The following is a 13673-nucleotide window of genomic DNA, read 5'->3' as shown; positions in this document are numbered from 1 at the left end:
CGGCGGTGGACGTGCACGACGCGGGAGCGCCGACGCGCACCGACCCGGTGGCCGCCACGATGTCGGCGGTCGTCGGGGGACCGGCGGGCACCCGGGCGGGGTCCCACCGCTGGTGGGACGCCTCGCGTGCCCTGCTCGGGGCGACCGCGGTCGTCCTCGGCGCGGGCATGCTCGCCAAGTCGGCGTGCGTGCCGTCGGGGTGGGGCAAGCAGGACCAGCCCTTCGCGCAGATGTGCTGGTCCGACCTGGCCGGCACGGCGATCGACGCGGGCACCCCTCCGCACGTCACCACCTGGCTCGAGCGTCTCGCGGGGTTCGGCCCGGGCTCCGGCACCGTCGCGACCACCGCCGCCCTCGCCGTGGTGCTGGCCGGGCTCGCCCTGCTGGCCACCGCGCTGCTCGCGCGCACCGACGTACGCCGACCCTGGGGGGCCGCGGGGTGGGCGCTGTCCCCGGTGCTGCTCGTCCACTGGCTCTCCTGGGACCTCGTCGCCGCCGTCGGCGTCGCCGTGCTGCTCTGGGGCTGGACGTCCGGGCGTGGCTGGCTGGCCGGGGTCGGCGCCGGGATCGGGGCGGCCTTCGCGCTGCCCGTGGCCGTCGCGGCCGTCGGGGTCGTCGCCGTGGGCGGTCGCCTGCGCGACCGCGTCGACGCGCTCGTCGCGGCAGCAGCGGCGTACGTCGTGGTGACGCTGCCCGGGCGCGGTCATGGCGAGGTGCCCGACATCGGGTCGGTGTGGCTGCTCCTGCAGCAGATGGGGTTCGGCGGCTCGCGCACCTCGCGGACGGTCGTGCAGCTCGCCGTCCTGGCGCTGGCCGCCGCGGCGGCGTGGTGGGTGGTGCGGCGCTCAGGTCGCCCGACCGTCGTCGCCAGTGCCCGCGCCGGACTCCTCCTGCTGGCCGCCGCCCTCGTCGTGGCCCCCTCCGCCCCACCCGAGTCGGCCCTGCTCGTTCTCCCGCTGGCCGCCGTCGCCGTGCCACGGTGGCGCGACCTGCTGGTGTGGCAGGGCCTGCACCTGGTGAGCTCGGTGATCACCGGGTGGTACGTCGGGCAGGCGCTGGTGCCGACGGTCGCCGACGACGCCCGGGCCTACTGGCTGGCGGTCGTGCTGCGCGTGGCGGGCCTGCTGTGGCTCGTCGTCGCGCTGCTGCGCGCAGCCTCAGTCGATGACGACGCGGTCGAAGTCGGTCGCGGTGAAGCGCACCCGGACCTCGATGTCCTCCCCGATGCGGGGCACGCGCGCGCCTGAGGGCACGAAGAGCATCGAGGCCTGCATGTGCGGGGGCTCGGCGAAGAGCCGCTGCTTGCCGTCGATGGAGAACGGGGAGCGCACGAACCCGACCGCGTCCATGCCGCCGCGTGCCAGCGTCGCGGCGCGGGCCTTGAACGACTGGTCACCGGTCGGTGCCTCCAGGCCGATGCCGTGCGCGGTGCCGCCGCTGACCACGACGATGTGGCCGTGCTTGGGCGCGCTGCGCTGGCGGTAGCCGAAGGCCTCCCCGCGCTCGACCTCGTGCACGTCGAGCACGGTCGAGCTCACCGACAACGCCCCGCGGTCACCGAGCCAGAGGTCGGTGCCGATGCGCGGGCGCACCGTGAAGTCGGGGTACGTCGTGGCCAGCCGGGCGTGCTCGTCGTGGGTGAGGTGCGAGACGAACACGGTGCGGGCGGGCAGGCCCGAGGCGACGATGTCGTTGACCAGCCGGCTCACCTCGCCGAGGTGCGACGTGGTGTTGAGCGGCAGGTGCATCGCCACGCCCCGCAGGCCGCCGCGCTCGCCACCGTGGCGGCGTACGACGTCGGCGGCGACCGCGAGGTCGCGCCGCGTCATCCCGTGGCGGCGCATCGAGGTGAGCTGCTCGAGGACGAAGCGGGCGTCCGGGTCGCGCTCCAGCAGCGCGGTCAGGTCCTCGGGACGGCTGACGGTGTGCACCACCCGCGAGGTCGTGCGCGCATCGAGGTCGAGGGCGGCGCCGAAGGGGCGCCACGGGGTGAGCACGAGCAGGTCGCCGTCGTAGCGGCTCGCGGCCTCGCCGACCTCGTCGTAGGTGCCCACCGCGAGCATGTCGAGACGCGCGCCGGTGCGCTCGACGTGGTCGGCCAGCCACTGCGCGCGGCGCGCGAGCCGGCCCAGGGTCAGGCCGTAGCCGTTGCCCTTGGCCACCGGCACGATGCCCGGGTGGCGGGTGGCGGTCGCGAGCAGGTGGGCGCGCCACCGCTCGCCGTCGACGCGGAGCGTGAGGCTCATGCGCGCCTCGCCAGGTACAGCTGGAAGGCCTTGTAGATCGCCCGGTTGATGGGCAAGTCCCACTCGCCGGCGTACTCCACGGCCTGGCCGCCGGTGCCGACCTTGAACTGGATGAGGCCGACGTGGGGGTCGTCGGCGTCGAGGGTCTCGGTGATGCCGCGCAGGTCGTAGACGTGGGCGCCGGCCGCGAGCGCGTGGCGGATCATCGCCCACTGCACGGCGTTGGACCCGCGCACCTCGCGCTTCTCGGTCGACGAGGCACCGTAGGAGTACCACGCGTGGGTGCCGACGCGGATCGCGATGGTGGCCGCGACCAGGTCGCCCTCGTGGCGGGCCAGCCAGAGCTGGATGCGGTCGGGGTCCTCGGCGATGAGCGCGTCGTACATCGTCTCGAAGTAGGAGAGCGGACGGGGCGTGAAGTGGTCGCGCTCCGCGGTGTGGGCGTAGAGGTCGTGGAAGGCCTTGAGGTCGTGGCGCTCGCCGAGCGCGACCTCGACGCCGGCCTTGTCGGCCTTCTTGATGTTGCGGCGCCACAGCTGGTTCATGCCCGCCAGGACGTCGTCCTCGCTGCGCGGGCCGCCCTCGCCGTCGACCAGGGGGATCTGGAAGTTGAATTGCGGCTGCCCGGCCGAGAAGCCGCCCTCCGCGCTCTGCTGCTGCCAGCCCAGCTCGTGCAGCTGGGCGATCACGCAGGCGCCGTCCTGCGAGCGCTCCAGGGGAGGTACGTCGCCGAGGCAGCGCACGGACTCGTCGGCGATGCCGGCCTTGACCTGGTCGGCCGACCAGCGCCGGGTGACCACCGGGGGCCCCATGCGGACCGCGAAGGCGCCCTTGGCCTTGAGGTGGGCGACGAGGGGGGTCAGCCAGGACTCGAGGTCGTCACCGGACCAGTCGATGACCGGGCCCTCGGGGAGGTAGGCGAGGTAGCGCCGGACCTTGGGCAGCTGGCGGTAGAGCACGAGACCCACGCCCACCATCTCGCTGCGCCCGTCGCTCCCGCGGAACCAGCCGACCGACTCCGAGCGCCACTCCGCCTTCACGCTGGCCCACGCCGGCGTCTGGAGGAAGCTGGCGGACGACTGGCCGGCGATGAAGTCGCGGTGCTCCTGCGCGGAGACGGGGCGCAGTGTCAGGGGGGTCGTCACCCCGAGAAGGCTACAAGGGGCCAGGCACGACCCCCGTACGTGTCTGGCCCCTTGTGACTAGAGACGTCGCACGGCGTGCATCGGTTGCACGTCGGGGCCGACTTTCTTCACGAGACCTCCGAGCGGTTCGTCAAGAAGTCATCAAGAACTCAACCATCGGGGTGAGGAGGCCATAGCCCGTTCGGGCCATGCCCGTTGCACAGAGTGATCAGAGGCACCGGCGTTTGGGAGCTCGGGGCCCCGGATCGACCGATCTGAGTCCACGACGGCGTTATCGCGCCGGCGTTCCACACCGGGACGGCGCCACCCGCACCGTCTCGTCACAGGGGAGAGAAACCGATGTCCATCGCGCACAGCATCACCCGCACGTCCAGCCTCAGCGTGGCCGCCCTGCTCTGCATGGGCTCGCTCGCGCTGGCACCCGCCGCCCAGGCCGACCCCGGCAACGCGCAGTCGCCGGCACAGGGCCAGGGCCAGGGCCAGCCCCCGGCCAGCCCCGGCAACGGCAACGGCAACGGCAACGCCAGCAACCCCGGCGCCCCGGCGCCCGGCACCCCGGCCCCCGGCGATGCCGGCAATGGCAAGGGCAACCACGGCAACGGCAACGCCGGCAACGGCCCGTCCCACCCCGCCGGCCAGGGCAAGCCCGCCAAGCCTGGGAAGCCCGGCAAGGACAACCCGGGCGGCAACAGCTCGGGCAGCACCAACCAGGGCGGCAGCAACCCCGGCAACGGCGGTGCGCCCTCGTCGTCGAACGACCCGGCCGGCAACAACGGCACGGTGAAGATCGCGCCGCTCGGCGACTTCGACGGCATCCCCAACAACACCCCCCACGTCGGGTGCTCGTTCCTCGTCGAGTGGTACGGCTTCGACCAGGGCGCCGACATCATCTCGACGGTCTCCTTCGCCGAGCAGGCGCCGACCACGGGCGTCGGCATGACGGTCAGCGGACCGTCCCAGGTCTTCGTGGGCGGCGACCCCGCGTCCGGTGCCGGCACCGCGACCGGTCTCGACGGACGGCAGCAGTACACGCTGTCCTTCACCGGTGCGCCGCACCCGCAGCAGGGCTACCACGTCAAGCTGACCATCCACACGCCTGGCTCGATCGGCAACGACACCAAGTCCAAGGTCTTCTGGGTCGAGGGCTGCGCGGCTCCGACGCCGACGACGCCGACCACTCCCCCCACCGAGGGCGGGACGACGCCGACCACCCCGGGTTCCACCACGCCGGACCAGGAGACCTCCTCGCCCGCGCCCGAGGTCGAGGCGGAGACCGCGGAGGCCCCGGGCTCGGAGACCGCCCCGGAGACCGCCCCCGAGGTGCTGGGCGTCCAGGCGTTCGGAGCGCAGGTGGCCCCGAGCACGGCCCGCAGGAACGGCCCGAACAACGAGGCGCTCCCCACTGCGGTCAACGCCGGTGCGGCAGGCAGCAGCACGACCGCCGTCCGGGATGGGGGCGCCACCGCGCTGCTTGGCATGATGCTGCTCGTCCTGGGCGCGATCACCGGGCGTCTGGGGTGGACCCGCGCCCGTGGCTGAGGCCTCTCGCACCGCTCGGCACCGGAGGTGGCCGCTGCTCCTCGCAGCGGCCACCCTCCTGGTCGCCGGAGGGGTGCTGACCCACACCGGCTGGGGCGGCTCCGACGCAGCCGCGCCGGCCGGGTCCACGGGGGCGGGGGCCGCGCCCGCTGCCCGGCTGGACCGCGCGGCAGCCGTAGCGCCGTCCGAGGCCGGGCAGCCGTCGGGACCGGCCGGGCGTCCGCGGTCGATCGTCGTCCCCGCGCTCGGCGTACGGGCGGCGGTCTCGCCGATCACGACCGAGGACGGTGCGCTGAACCCGCCGTCGGACCCGCGACAGATCGGCTGGTGGTCAGGCGGCAGGCAGCCCGGCAGCCCGCATGGTGCCGCGGTCCTGACCGGTCACACCGTCCACACCGGCGGTGGGGCGTTCGACGACCTCGAGCAGCTCGCCCCCGGGGACGAGGTCGTGGTGCGGACCGGCCGCAGCCGGCTCGCGTACGACGTCGCGTCGGTGCGGGTGCTGAGCCGCGCCGAGCTCGCGCGGGAGAACACCCGCGTGTTCGGCCGGTCGGGACCTGCCCGCCTCGTGCTGATCACCTGCGAGGACTGGGACGGCTCGGCCTACCGCAGCAACCTCGTGGTCGTCGCGCGCCCCGCCGCCTGAGCCGATCGGCGGCTCCTACGCTCCGACTCGCTCGCGCAGCCACGCGAAGTCGGCCACGTGCTCGGCCGCTCCGCCCGGCGTCTCGCAGATGACGGGCGCGCCGGCCTCGCGCACGACGCCCGCGAGCTCGTCGGCGGGCAGGTGGCCCTGGCCGAAGCTGGTGTGCCGGTCGGCGCCGGAGCCGAAGTCGTCGCGGGAGTCGTTGGCGTGGACGAGGTCGATGCGGCCGGTGATCGCCCTGATCCGCTCGACGGCGTCACCGAGCTCGATGCCGCCCGCCCAGGCGTGGCAGGTGTCGAGGCAGAAGCCGACCATCTCCGCACCCTCGGCCGACGAGATGGCGTCCCACACCCCGGCGATCCGGTCGAGGTGGCGGGCCATCGCGTTGTCGCCGCCGGCGGTGTTCTCGATGAGCAGCGGGACCTTGAGGTCGGTGGCCTCGACGGCCTTGCGCCAGTTGTCGAAGCCCACCGTCGGGTCGTCGGTCTTGTTGACGTGCCCGCCGTGGACGATCAGTCCCTTCGCCCCGATCGAGGCCGCGGCGTCCATGTGCTGCTGCAGCAGCTTGCGGCTCGGGATGCGGATCCGGTTGTTGGTCGTGGCGACGTTGACGATGTAGGGCGCGTGGACGTAGAGGTCGACACCCGCCTGCTCGGCGTCTGCGCGCAGGGCGTCCGCCCCACCGGCGTAGCGGATCTCGGGGCCCTTGTAGCCCTGCGGGTCGCCGAGGAAGAACTGCACGAGCGACGTCCCGCGCGCCGCGGCCTCGGCGAGCGGGTCGCTCTGGTCGACGTGGGCTCCGACGGACAGCGCGCTCTGGCTCATGCGGCCCAGCCTAGGAGCACCCGCAGACAACCCGCGACGACGGCGAGGAGGGCGGCGACGGCGCACCACCCCACCCAGTCGACGTCGCGCGGGCCGACCCACGCGCGGCGCCGTCCCGGCGCTGGACCGAGGCGGTCGGGGACGGGTGCGTACGCCGCCGGGGGCACGGGGAGCCGCCGCAACAGGCGCAGTGCCGCCTCCGCCGTCGCGAGCCGCTGCTCGGGGTCGGCCACCAGGAGCCGCTCGAGCAGCGGGCGCAGGGGGTGCGAGGGGACCTCGCGCTGGCGTGCCGGCGGGAGCCCGGTCACGAGCTCGAGCCCCACCCGTCCGACGGCGTAGAGGTCCTGGGTCGGCTCCGGAGGCGCGCCGCGTGCCTGCTCGGGCGCCATGTAGCCGTCGGTGCCGATCGCCCCGGGCACCGTGGTGAACCGGCGATCCGCGACGGGTGCGGCGACGCCGAAGTCGCCCAGGCGCAGGTGGGGGGTGTCGTCGCCGGTCGCCTCGAGCAGCAGGTTGGCGGGCTTGACGTCGCGATGCACCAGGCCGGCGCCGTGGACCGCTGACAGCCCCTGCAGCAGCTGGTCGAGCAGCAGCGCAGCCGTCCCGGCGTCCAGCGGCCCGTGCTCGCGCAGCAGGTCGGCGACCGAGCCGCCCGCGACCAGCTCCATCACCAGCACGACCAGGTCGTCCTCGGCCGCCCAGCCCTGCGGCGCCACGACGTGGGGGTGGCGCACCCGGATCGCCTGTTCCCGCACGAACCGCGCGAGGAGCGCCGAGCTGTGCCGGCCCAGGACCTTGACCGCGACGTGGTGCCCCGTGCGCTCGTCGTGCGCGCGCCACACCGAGCCCATGCCTCCGGTGCCCACCTGGTCGAGCAGGGTGTAGCGACCGGCCACGACCACCGATGGTCGCGACGGCGTGGCGGCGCCGACTCGGGGCAGGACATGTGGCACCCCACGAGGCTAGGACGATCCGCGCATCGGTGCCGGCGTCCTCCACAGGGCCTCTGCAGCGATTCCTGCGGCCGGCGCGTGCGCTGGTAGCCTTCCCCGGTTGCCTTCGGGTGACCGCGGTGCACGACCCACGTCGTACACGCGCCGCGAACGCACAGTCCCTCCTGCCACGGAAAGCCCGTGGCCGCTCTAGCCCAGAGGAGGTGGAGACCGCTATGCGTGCCTATGAAGTGATGGTCATCCTCGACCCGAGTCTCGACGAGCGCACCATCGAGCCGTCGCTCGACAAGTACCTCAACGTGATCCGCAAGGACGGTGGCTCGATCGAGTCGCTCGACGTGTGGGGTCGTCGCCGGATGGCGTACGAGATCAAGAAGAACGCCGAGGGCATCTACGCCGTCATCAAGCTGACGGCCGAGCCCGCGACGGTCAAGGAGTTCGACCGCCAGCTCACGCTGAACGAGTCGATCCTGCGCACGAAGGTCATGCGTCCCGACGCCCACTGATCGCCCTCGCAGGCATCTGTGGAGAACACCTTCCCGCTGTCGGTGAGTGCCTGTTTGATGGGCGCATCACCGGGAGCACCCGGATCAGCAGGACATTCTGAGGAGACCTGACATGGCAGGCGAGACCACGATCACCGTCATCGGCAACCTCGTCGACGACCCGGAGCTGCGCTTCACCCCCTCGGGGGCGCCCGTGGCCAACTTCCGGATCGCGTCGACGCCGCGGACCTTCGACCGCCAGAGCAACGAGTGGAAGGACGGCGACACGCTGTTCCTCTCGTGCGCTGTGTGGCGCCAGGCCGCGGAGAACGTCGCCGAGTCCCTCCAGCGGGGCATGCGCGTGATCGTCCAGGGTCGCCTCAAGTCGCGTCAGTACGAGACCCGCGAGGGTGAGAAGCGCACCGTGTTCGAGATCGACGTCGAGGAGGTCGGCCCGTCGCTGCGCTCCGCATCGGCCAAGGTCACCAAGACGCAGCGCTCGGGCGGCACCGGTGGTTACTCCGGTGGCGGCGGTGGCGCCGGCTACTCGGGCGGTGGCGGGCAGCAGTCCGCGCCGGCCGACGACCCGTGGGCCAGCCCGGCTCCCTCGCAGTCCGGTGGCGGCGGCAGCTGGGGCGGTCAGTCCCAGGGCGCCCAGGGTGGCGGTCAGTCCGCTCCGCCCAACGACCCGTGGGCCACGCCCGGGGTCAGCGGCGGCAACGACGAGCCCCCCTTCTGATCCAGCACCACACCCACATTCCATTCCGTCCCTGATTGCCTTCAGGGCCGGGCTCACTGAAAGGGAGCACCACAATGGCCAAGGCAATTCTGCGCAAGCCCAAGAAGAAGGTTTGCCAGTTCTGCAAGGAGAAGGCGACCGGTGTCGACTACAAGGACACCACGCTGCTCCGCAAGTTCATCTCCGACCGTGGCAAGATCCGCGCCCGTCGCGTGACCGGCAACTGCGTCCAGCACCAGCGCGACGTGGCCATCGCCGTCAAGAACGCGCGCGAGCTCGCCCTGCTGCCCTACACGTCCACCGGTCGCTGAGAGGAGCACGAGACATGAAGCTCATCCTGACGCAGGAAGTCGACGGCCTCGGCGCCCCCGGCGACGTGGTCGAGGTCAAGGACGGCTACGGCCGCAACTACCTCGTCCCGCGTGGCCTCGGCATCAAGTGGAGCCGCGGCGGCGAGAAGACCATCGAGTCGATCAAGGCTGCCCGCACCGCCCGTGCGGTCCGCGACGCGGACCACGCAGGCCAGGTCAAGGCCAAGCTCGAGGCCAACGCGGTCAACGTGAAGGTCCGTGCCGGTGAGGGAGGCCGCCTGTTCGGCGCCGTCACCACCGCGGAGATCGCCGACGCGATCTCCGAGGTCTCGGGCGAGAAGGTCGACCGCCGCACGATCGTCGTGGCCAACCCGATCAAGTCGCTCGGTGCCCACGAGGTCTCGGTCAAGCTGCACGACGAGGTGTCCGCCACGGTGGCCCTCAACGTCGTCCCCGCCTGACCCACGCACCATCCGCACGGCCCGCTGCCTCCTCGGAGGCGGCGGGCCGTTCGGCGTTCCGGGACTACCTGGAGAGCTGTGGACGCCGCGCCACCGTCTCGCGCGGGAACCGGTTGGGCCGTGCCACCACGGCATCGACGACCACCGGCTTGTTGCTCAGCGTCTCGATGACGACCTTGCCCTTCCGCGTGCCGGAGTAGCGGTCGAGGACGACGTACTGCTGCAGCGGCGACCGCGCACCTGCGAGGTCGACCACGTGCCAGTCACCCCGCCCGACGCGGAGCCGGACCTTGCCGAGCCGGGGGCCGCGGGGCGCGATGAGCCGCAGCTCGCCGACGGTGGCGCGCGGCACCACGAGACGTACGCCGCGCCGGGTGGCCCGCAGGGCGTCACCGTCGACGTAGGCCGCGTCGCGCACCGCCTTCCACCCGCGTGAGCGGCGGAGGTCGCGGGGCACGAAGAACTCGACGGGCTCGGACCAGGCGCTCGCGTTGCCGGCGCGGTCGACGGTCCGCGCGCGGATGACGTGGCGTCCGGCCTGTGGGTGGGCGAGCTCCCAGCGCGGGCCCGAGCACGGCACGGAGTCCCCGTCGTCCGTGCACTCGAAGGTCGAACCCGCCTCGCTGCTGTTGAGCCTGACCGGCACCGGGTCCGAGGTGACGACGGGTTGCGTCGGCGTCTCCTCGTCGTAGGCGCTCTGGGTGACGAAGACGAAGGGAGCCCGGGTGTCCTGGGTCCAGGCCAGGGTCGCGGGAGTGGTGTCCTCGTCGGGGGTGTCGGTGACGGTCGGCGGCAGGCCGTCGTCCGGTGTGAGCGCCCGGTCGCCGAGGTCGACCGCACGAGCCGCGAAGGAGTAGGAGCCGTCGGGCAGTCCGGCGTACGTCACCGGGCTGGCGCAGGCGCGCCAGTCATGGGCCTGGGCCGGACCGACCAGCCTGCACTCGACGCCGAAGGGACCGGCGTCCCCGTCGCCCACCTGGACGCTCACGGTGAAGCTCATCGTCGTGACGCGGACGAAGCCGGCCGCGTTGGGCGCGGTGGACGGCACGACCGCGGTCTCGGGCGGGGTGCTGTCGTCGCAGCCGTCGCCCCCCGGCAGAGGCAGGCCGGGGACCAGCGGCGGCCGGGTCTCGTCGAGGCATCCCGGGCTGGCGGCGGCCCGAGCTGCGCCGAGCGGCACGAGGGCGCCTGCGAGCAGGGCCACCAGTGCCAGGTGGCGGGCGGTGCGGTGTCGAGCCGTCTGTCGAGCCATGTGTCCCCCAAGGTCGTCGGTCACGGGCCTAACGATGGACCGCCGCACCGGTCACGAGCCAGTGGTCCCCGCGGGCGCGCCACGACAGGAGGACGCCGCGGGCGCCCATGAAGACCACCGTCATCGCCACCCACACCGCCACCAGGCCGTGCGGCAGGGTCGCGGCCCAGAGCGCCGCGGGGGCGTACGCCGCCAGCACGACGAGTCCGGCCCACGCGAGGAACCTCCCGTCGCCGGCGCCGATGAGCACGCCGTCGAGCACGAAGACCAGGCCTGCGAGCGGCTGGCCGAGGGCGGCCACCAGCAGGACGGGCACCAGCTGGGCACGGACCGCGGCGTCGTCGGTGAAGAGGGCGCCGAGCCAGGGGGCAGCGACGGCGAGGGCGAGACCGGCCACGATCCCGCTGCCCCAGCCCCAGCGCACCATGCGGCGGGTCAGGCGCCGGGTGTGCGCGACGTCGCCGCTGCCCAGTGCCCGTCCGGTGAGTGCCTGCGCGGCGATGGCGATCGCGTCCAGCGCGAAGGCGAGGAACGACCAGAGGGTGATCGCGACCTGGTGGGTCGCGACGTTGACGTCGCTGCTGCCGGTGCCCACGCGGGTCACCGCGTAGGTGCCCACGAGCAGGCAGGCACGCAGCGCGAGGGTGCGGACGACCAGGGCGACCGCGGCGTGCGCGGCAGCGGTGATGCCGGCCCGGTCGGGCGACAGGGGCGCGTCGTGCGCGCGTGCCGCGCGGACCACCACCCCCACCAGCCAGGCCGCGGACAGCACCTGCGCCACCACCGACCCGAGGGCCGACCCGGCGATGCCGAGGTCGAGGCCGTAGACGAGGAAGAGGTTGAGGGCGATGTTGAGCGCGTTGCCTACGACCGCGACGAGCAGTGGCGTACGCGTGTCCTGCAGGCCGCGCAGCACACCCGTCGCGGCGAGCATGATCAGCAGCGGCGTGGTGCCGAGGAAGGCGATGGACAGGTAGGTGCGGGCGTGGTCGGCGACCTCCGGTCCGGTGCCGAAGGCAGCCACCAGCGCCGGCGTCGCCACGATGCCACCGACGGTGGCGAGGGTGCCGATGAGGACCGCGAGCCAGATCCCGTCGACGCCCTGGGCGAGGGCGGCTCGCAGGTCGCCGGCACCGAGGTGTCGTGCGACGCTCGCGGTGGTGCCGTAGGCGAGGAACACGCACAGCCCCACGACGGTCTGCAGGACCACCGCCGCGATCCCGAGCCCGGCCAGCTCCGGCGTGCCGAGGTGGCCCACGATGGCGGCGTCGGAGAGCAGGAAGAGCGGCTCGGCGACCAGGGCGAGGAAGGCCGGGACCGCCAGTCGCAGGATCTCGCGGTCGACGGCCTTCACGGTGCTCAGGCTAGGCCGCCGACGAGGCGGCGCCGTCGAGCACCCGGCGAGGTGTGCGCCGCACGAAGGAGACGAGGCGGAGGAGACCAATCCGCAACGGGCGTGACCGCGAACACACCGCACCCCGGCTCCGTGATGAGTTCCGGGCTGCCCGGGCAGGCCCCACAGGCCGCGACCGGGCCGACATCAAGGAGTAGTTGCTCATGACACGACCCACCAAGCGGCACGGGGCTGTGGCCCTGGCCTGCGCAGGCGGACTGCTGACGGCTGTCGGCCTCGCCGGCGTCGGTCCGATGGCCGCGACCGCGTCGAGCCACCGTGAGGCCCCGCTCATCTCCGGGACCCCGCAGTACGACACGACCGACCTCTACGCCTTCCGCAGTCCGGAGGCGCAGAACACCGTCACGCTGGTCGCCAACTGGCTGCCCTTCGAGGAGCCGGCAGGTGGTCCGAACTTCTACAGCTTCGCGACCGACGCCCAGTACGACATCCACGTGGACAACAACGCCGACGCGAAGCCCGACGTGACCTTCCGCTGGACCTTCAAGGACCACTACGTCACCAAGGACACGTTCCTTGCAGCCACGGGTCCCGTCACGTCCCTGACGGACAAGAACCTGAACTACTACCAGACCTACAAGCTGGTGCGGATCAGCAAGTCCGGCAAGACCAAGACGATCGTGCGCAAGAAGCGCGTGGCACCGTCCGACATCGGCAAGGCGTCGATGCCCAACTACGCCGCGCTGCGCAAGCAGGCGGTCACGTCGCCCGCGAAGGACGTCAAGTCCTTCGCCGGGCAGGCCGAGGACCCGTTCTTCCTCGACCTCCGGGTCTTCGACCTGCTCTACGGCGGTGACCTGTCGGAGGCCGGTGACGACACGCTGGCCGGGTTCAACGTCCAGTCGGTGGCGCTGCAGGTGCCGCAGAAGTGGCTCGCCAAGAACGGCAACGCCAAGAAGAACCCCGTCATCGGCACCTGGTCGACCACGCAGAAGAAGGGCGCCAACGGCAAGTTCCAACAGGTCTCGCGCCTGGGCAACCCCCTGGTCAACGAGGTGGTCATCCCGCTGAAGCTCAAGGACGCGTTCAACGCCTCCAAGCCGACGCAGGACGGTGCCGCGCTGAAGTACGTCACCAACCCCGAGCTGCCCAGGCTCGTCGAGGGTGTCTACGGCATCGACGCACCGAAGACCCCGCGCAACGACCTCGTGTCGGTGTTCCTCACCGGCGTCAAGGGCCTCAACAAGGCCAAGGGCAAGGTGACGCCCAGCGAGCAGCTGCGGCTGAACATGTCGACCCCCGTCACCGCCCAGCCCAACCGGCTCGGCGTGATCGGTGGCGACACGCAGGGCTTCCCCAACGGCCGTCGACTCGGGGACGACGTCATCGACATCGCGCTCCAGGTCGTCGAGGGTGAGCTGGTCGGCTCGGCCAACGACCTCGGTGACGGGGTCGACGCCAACGACACCGCGTTCGGCACGACGTTCCCCTACCTGGCTCTCCCGGCCAGTGGCAGCAACGCCGACCCGCACCCCTCGAAGAGCGGTGCACCGGCCGCGTCCTCCAACGGGGGCGGCCTGCTCGAGAACGTCATCCCGGGTCGCAAGAGCTCGGTCGCGTTCATCGGCGTGGGCCTGCTGGCTCTCGTCGGGGGCGTCGGCAGCGCTGCACGTCGTACCCGCAAGGACTGACCACACCCGGTCCGGTCGCGCGACCC

Annotated in this window: 14 protein-coding genes; 8 read left to right on the top strand and 6 right to left on the bottom strand. The window is 72.7% G+C overall.

The features are described 5' to 3' along the window. The first annotated feature begins 11 nt into the window (after positions 1 to 11). Positions 12 to 1247 (top strand): hypothetical protein, encoded by a 1236-nt coding sequence (locus ASG76_RS12780; protein ID WP_157559099.1) that lies wholly within the window; start codon positions 12 to 14, stop codon positions 1245 to 1247. Here ASG76_RS12780 and ASG76_RS12775 read toward each other — a convergent pair. Then, the gene (locus ASG76_RS12775; protein ID WP_056603717.1) at positions 1158 to 2246 is read right to left on the bottom strand and encodes an alanine racemase; all 1089 of its coding nucleotides are present in this window, start codon (positions 2244 to 2246) and stop codon (positions 1158 to 1160) included. The genes ASG76_RS12780 and ASG76_RS12775 overlap by 90 nt on opposite strands. Next, on the bottom strand, positions 2243 to 3391 hold the full coding sequence (locus tag ASG76_RS12770) for a lipid II:glycine glycyltransferase FemX (RefSeq protein WP_235529583.1): 1149 nt from the start codon (positions 3389 to 3391) through the stop codon (positions 2243 to 2245). The genes ASG76_RS12775 and ASG76_RS12770 overlap by 4 nt, the downstream gene beginning before the upstream one ends. Before the next feature lie 339 nt (positions 3392 to 3730). Between ASG76_RS12770 and ASG76_RS12765 the strand changes: the two genes are divergently transcribed. Next, complete coding sequence (locus ASG76_RS12765) at positions 3731 to 4930, top strand: hypothetical protein (protein WP_056603709.1); 1200 nt, start codon at positions 3731 to 3733, stop codon at positions 4928 to 4930. Then, positions 4923 to 5576, top strand: a complete 654-nt coding sequence (locus ASG76_RS19610; RefSeq protein WP_056603705.1) for a class F sortase — start codon at positions 4923 to 4925, stop codon at positions 5574 to 5576. The genes ASG76_RS12765 and ASG76_RS19610 overlap by 8 nt, the downstream gene beginning before the upstream one ends. A 15-nt stretch (positions 5577 to 5591) precedes the next feature. Here ASG76_RS19610 and ASG76_RS12755 read toward each other — a convergent pair whose 3' ends face one another. Next, on the bottom strand, positions 5592 to 6401 hold the full coding sequence (locus tag ASG76_RS12755) for a deoxyribonuclease IV (protein WP_056603702.1): 810 nt from the start codon (positions 6399 to 6401) through the stop codon (positions 5592 to 5594). After that, positions 6398 to 7354 carry a protein kinase domain-containing protein gene (locus ASG76_RS12750; protein ID WP_157559098.1) on the bottom strand — a complete coding sequence of 319 codons (957 nt, stop codon included), beginning with the start codon at positions 7352 to 7354 and terminating at the stop codon, positions 6398 to 6400. Before ASG76_RS12750 ends, ASG76_RS12755 begins: the two co-directional genes overlap by 4 nt. A 215-nt stretch (positions 7355 to 7569) precedes the next feature. Between ASG76_RS12750 and rpsF the strand changes: the two genes are divergently transcribed. From rpsF to rplI, 4 genes are all read left to right on the top strand, one after another. Next, positions 7570 to 7860: a 30S ribosomal protein S6 gene (gene rpsF, locus ASG76_RS12745; RefSeq protein WP_056603695.1), complete on the top strand. Its 291-nt coding sequence runs from the start codon at positions 7570 to 7572 to the stop codon at positions 7858 to 7860. Positions 7861 to 7972: 112 nt separating this feature from the next. Then, entirely contained in the window at positions 7973 to 8578 is a 606-nt protein-coding gene (locus tag ASG76_RS12740) for a single-stranded DNA-binding protein (RefSeq protein WP_056603692.1), read from the top strand. Positions 8579 to 8652: 74 nt separating this feature from the next. Next, positions 8653 to 8889, top strand: coding sequence for a 30S ribosomal protein S18 (gene rpsR / locus ASG76_RS12735; RefSeq protein ID WP_056603689.1), 237 nt, complete (start codon positions 8653 to 8655; stop codon positions 8887 to 8889). Positions 8890 to 8903: 14 nt separating this feature from the next. Next, entirely contained in the window at positions 8904 to 9350 is a 447-nt protein-coding gene (rplI, locus tag ASG76_RS12730; protein WP_056603686.1) for a 50S ribosomal protein L9, read from the top strand. A gap of 64 nt (positions 9351 to 9414) precedes the next feature. Here the strand turns inward: rplI and ASG76_RS12725 are convergent, their stop codons facing one another. Together ASG76_RS12725 and ASG76_RS12720 are read right to left on the bottom strand one after the other, a co-directional pair. Further along, positions 9415 to 10626: a hypothetical protein gene (locus ASG76_RS12725; RefSeq protein ID WP_162254111.1), complete on the bottom strand. Its 1212-nt coding sequence runs from the start codon at positions 10624 to 10626 to the stop codon at positions 9415 to 9417. A 4-nt stretch (positions 10627 to 10630) separates the two neighbouring features. Then, the gene (locus tag ASG76_RS12720; RefSeq protein ID WP_056603680.1) at positions 10631 to 11956 is read right to left on the bottom strand and encodes an MATE family efflux transporter; all 1326 of its coding nucleotides are present in this window, start codon (positions 11954 to 11956) and stop codon (positions 10631 to 10633) included. A gap of 203 nt (positions 11957 to 12159) precedes the next feature. Here ASG76_RS12720 and ASG76_RS12715 point away from each other — a divergent pair, with 203 nt between their 5' ends. After that, positions 12160 to 13647, top strand: coding sequence for a DUF4331 domain-containing protein (locus ASG76_RS12715; RefSeq protein ID WP_082587489.1), 1488 nt, complete (start codon positions 12160 to 12162; stop codon positions 13645 to 13647). The last annotated feature ends 26 nt before the right edge of the window (positions 13648 to 13673 follow it).

Origin of the sequence: Nocardioides sp. Soil774 (genome assembly GCF_001428125.1) — a bacterium.
Lineage (GTDB): Bacteria > Actinomycetota > Actinomycetes > Propionibacteriales > Nocardioidaceae > Nocardioides.
Note: the sequence above shows the minus strand (reverse complement) of the source record. Positions and strands in the feature narration are given on the sequence as shown.

Bases quoted from the DNA above. Each gene is read 5' to 3' on its own strand.
- ASG76_RS12775 (WP_056603717.1), bottom strand. From the start codon at position 2,246: ATGAGCCTCACGCTCCGCGTCGACGGCGAGCGGTGGCGCGCCCACCTG.
- ASG76_RS12765 (WP_056603709.1), top strand. From the start codon at position 3,731: ATGTCCATCGCGCACAGCATCACCCGCACGTCCAGCCTCAGCGTGGCC.
- ASG76_RS12755 (WP_056603702.1), bottom strand. From the start codon at position 6,401: ATGAGCCAGAGCGCGCTGTCCGTCGGAGCCCACGTCGACCAGAGCGAC.
- rpsF (WP_056603695.1), top strand. From the start codon at position 7,570: ATGCGTGCCTATGAAGTGATGGTCATCCTCGACCCGAGTCTCGACGAG.
- ASG76_RS12740 (WP_056603692.1), top strand. From the start codon at position 7,973: ATGGCAGGCGAGACCACGATCACCGTCATCGGCAACCTCGTCGACGAC.
- rpsR (WP_056603689.1), top strand. From the start codon at position 8,653: ATGGCCAAGGCAATTCTGCGCAAGCCCAAGAAGAAGGTTTGCCAGTTC.
- rplI (WP_056603686.1), top strand. From the start codon at position 8,904: ATGAAGCTCATCCTGACGCAGGAAGTCGACGGCCTCGGCGCCCCCGGC.
- ASG76_RS12715 (WP_082587489.1), top strand. From the start codon at position 12,160: ATGACACGACCCACCAAGCGGCACGGGGCTGTGGCCCTGGCCTGCGCA.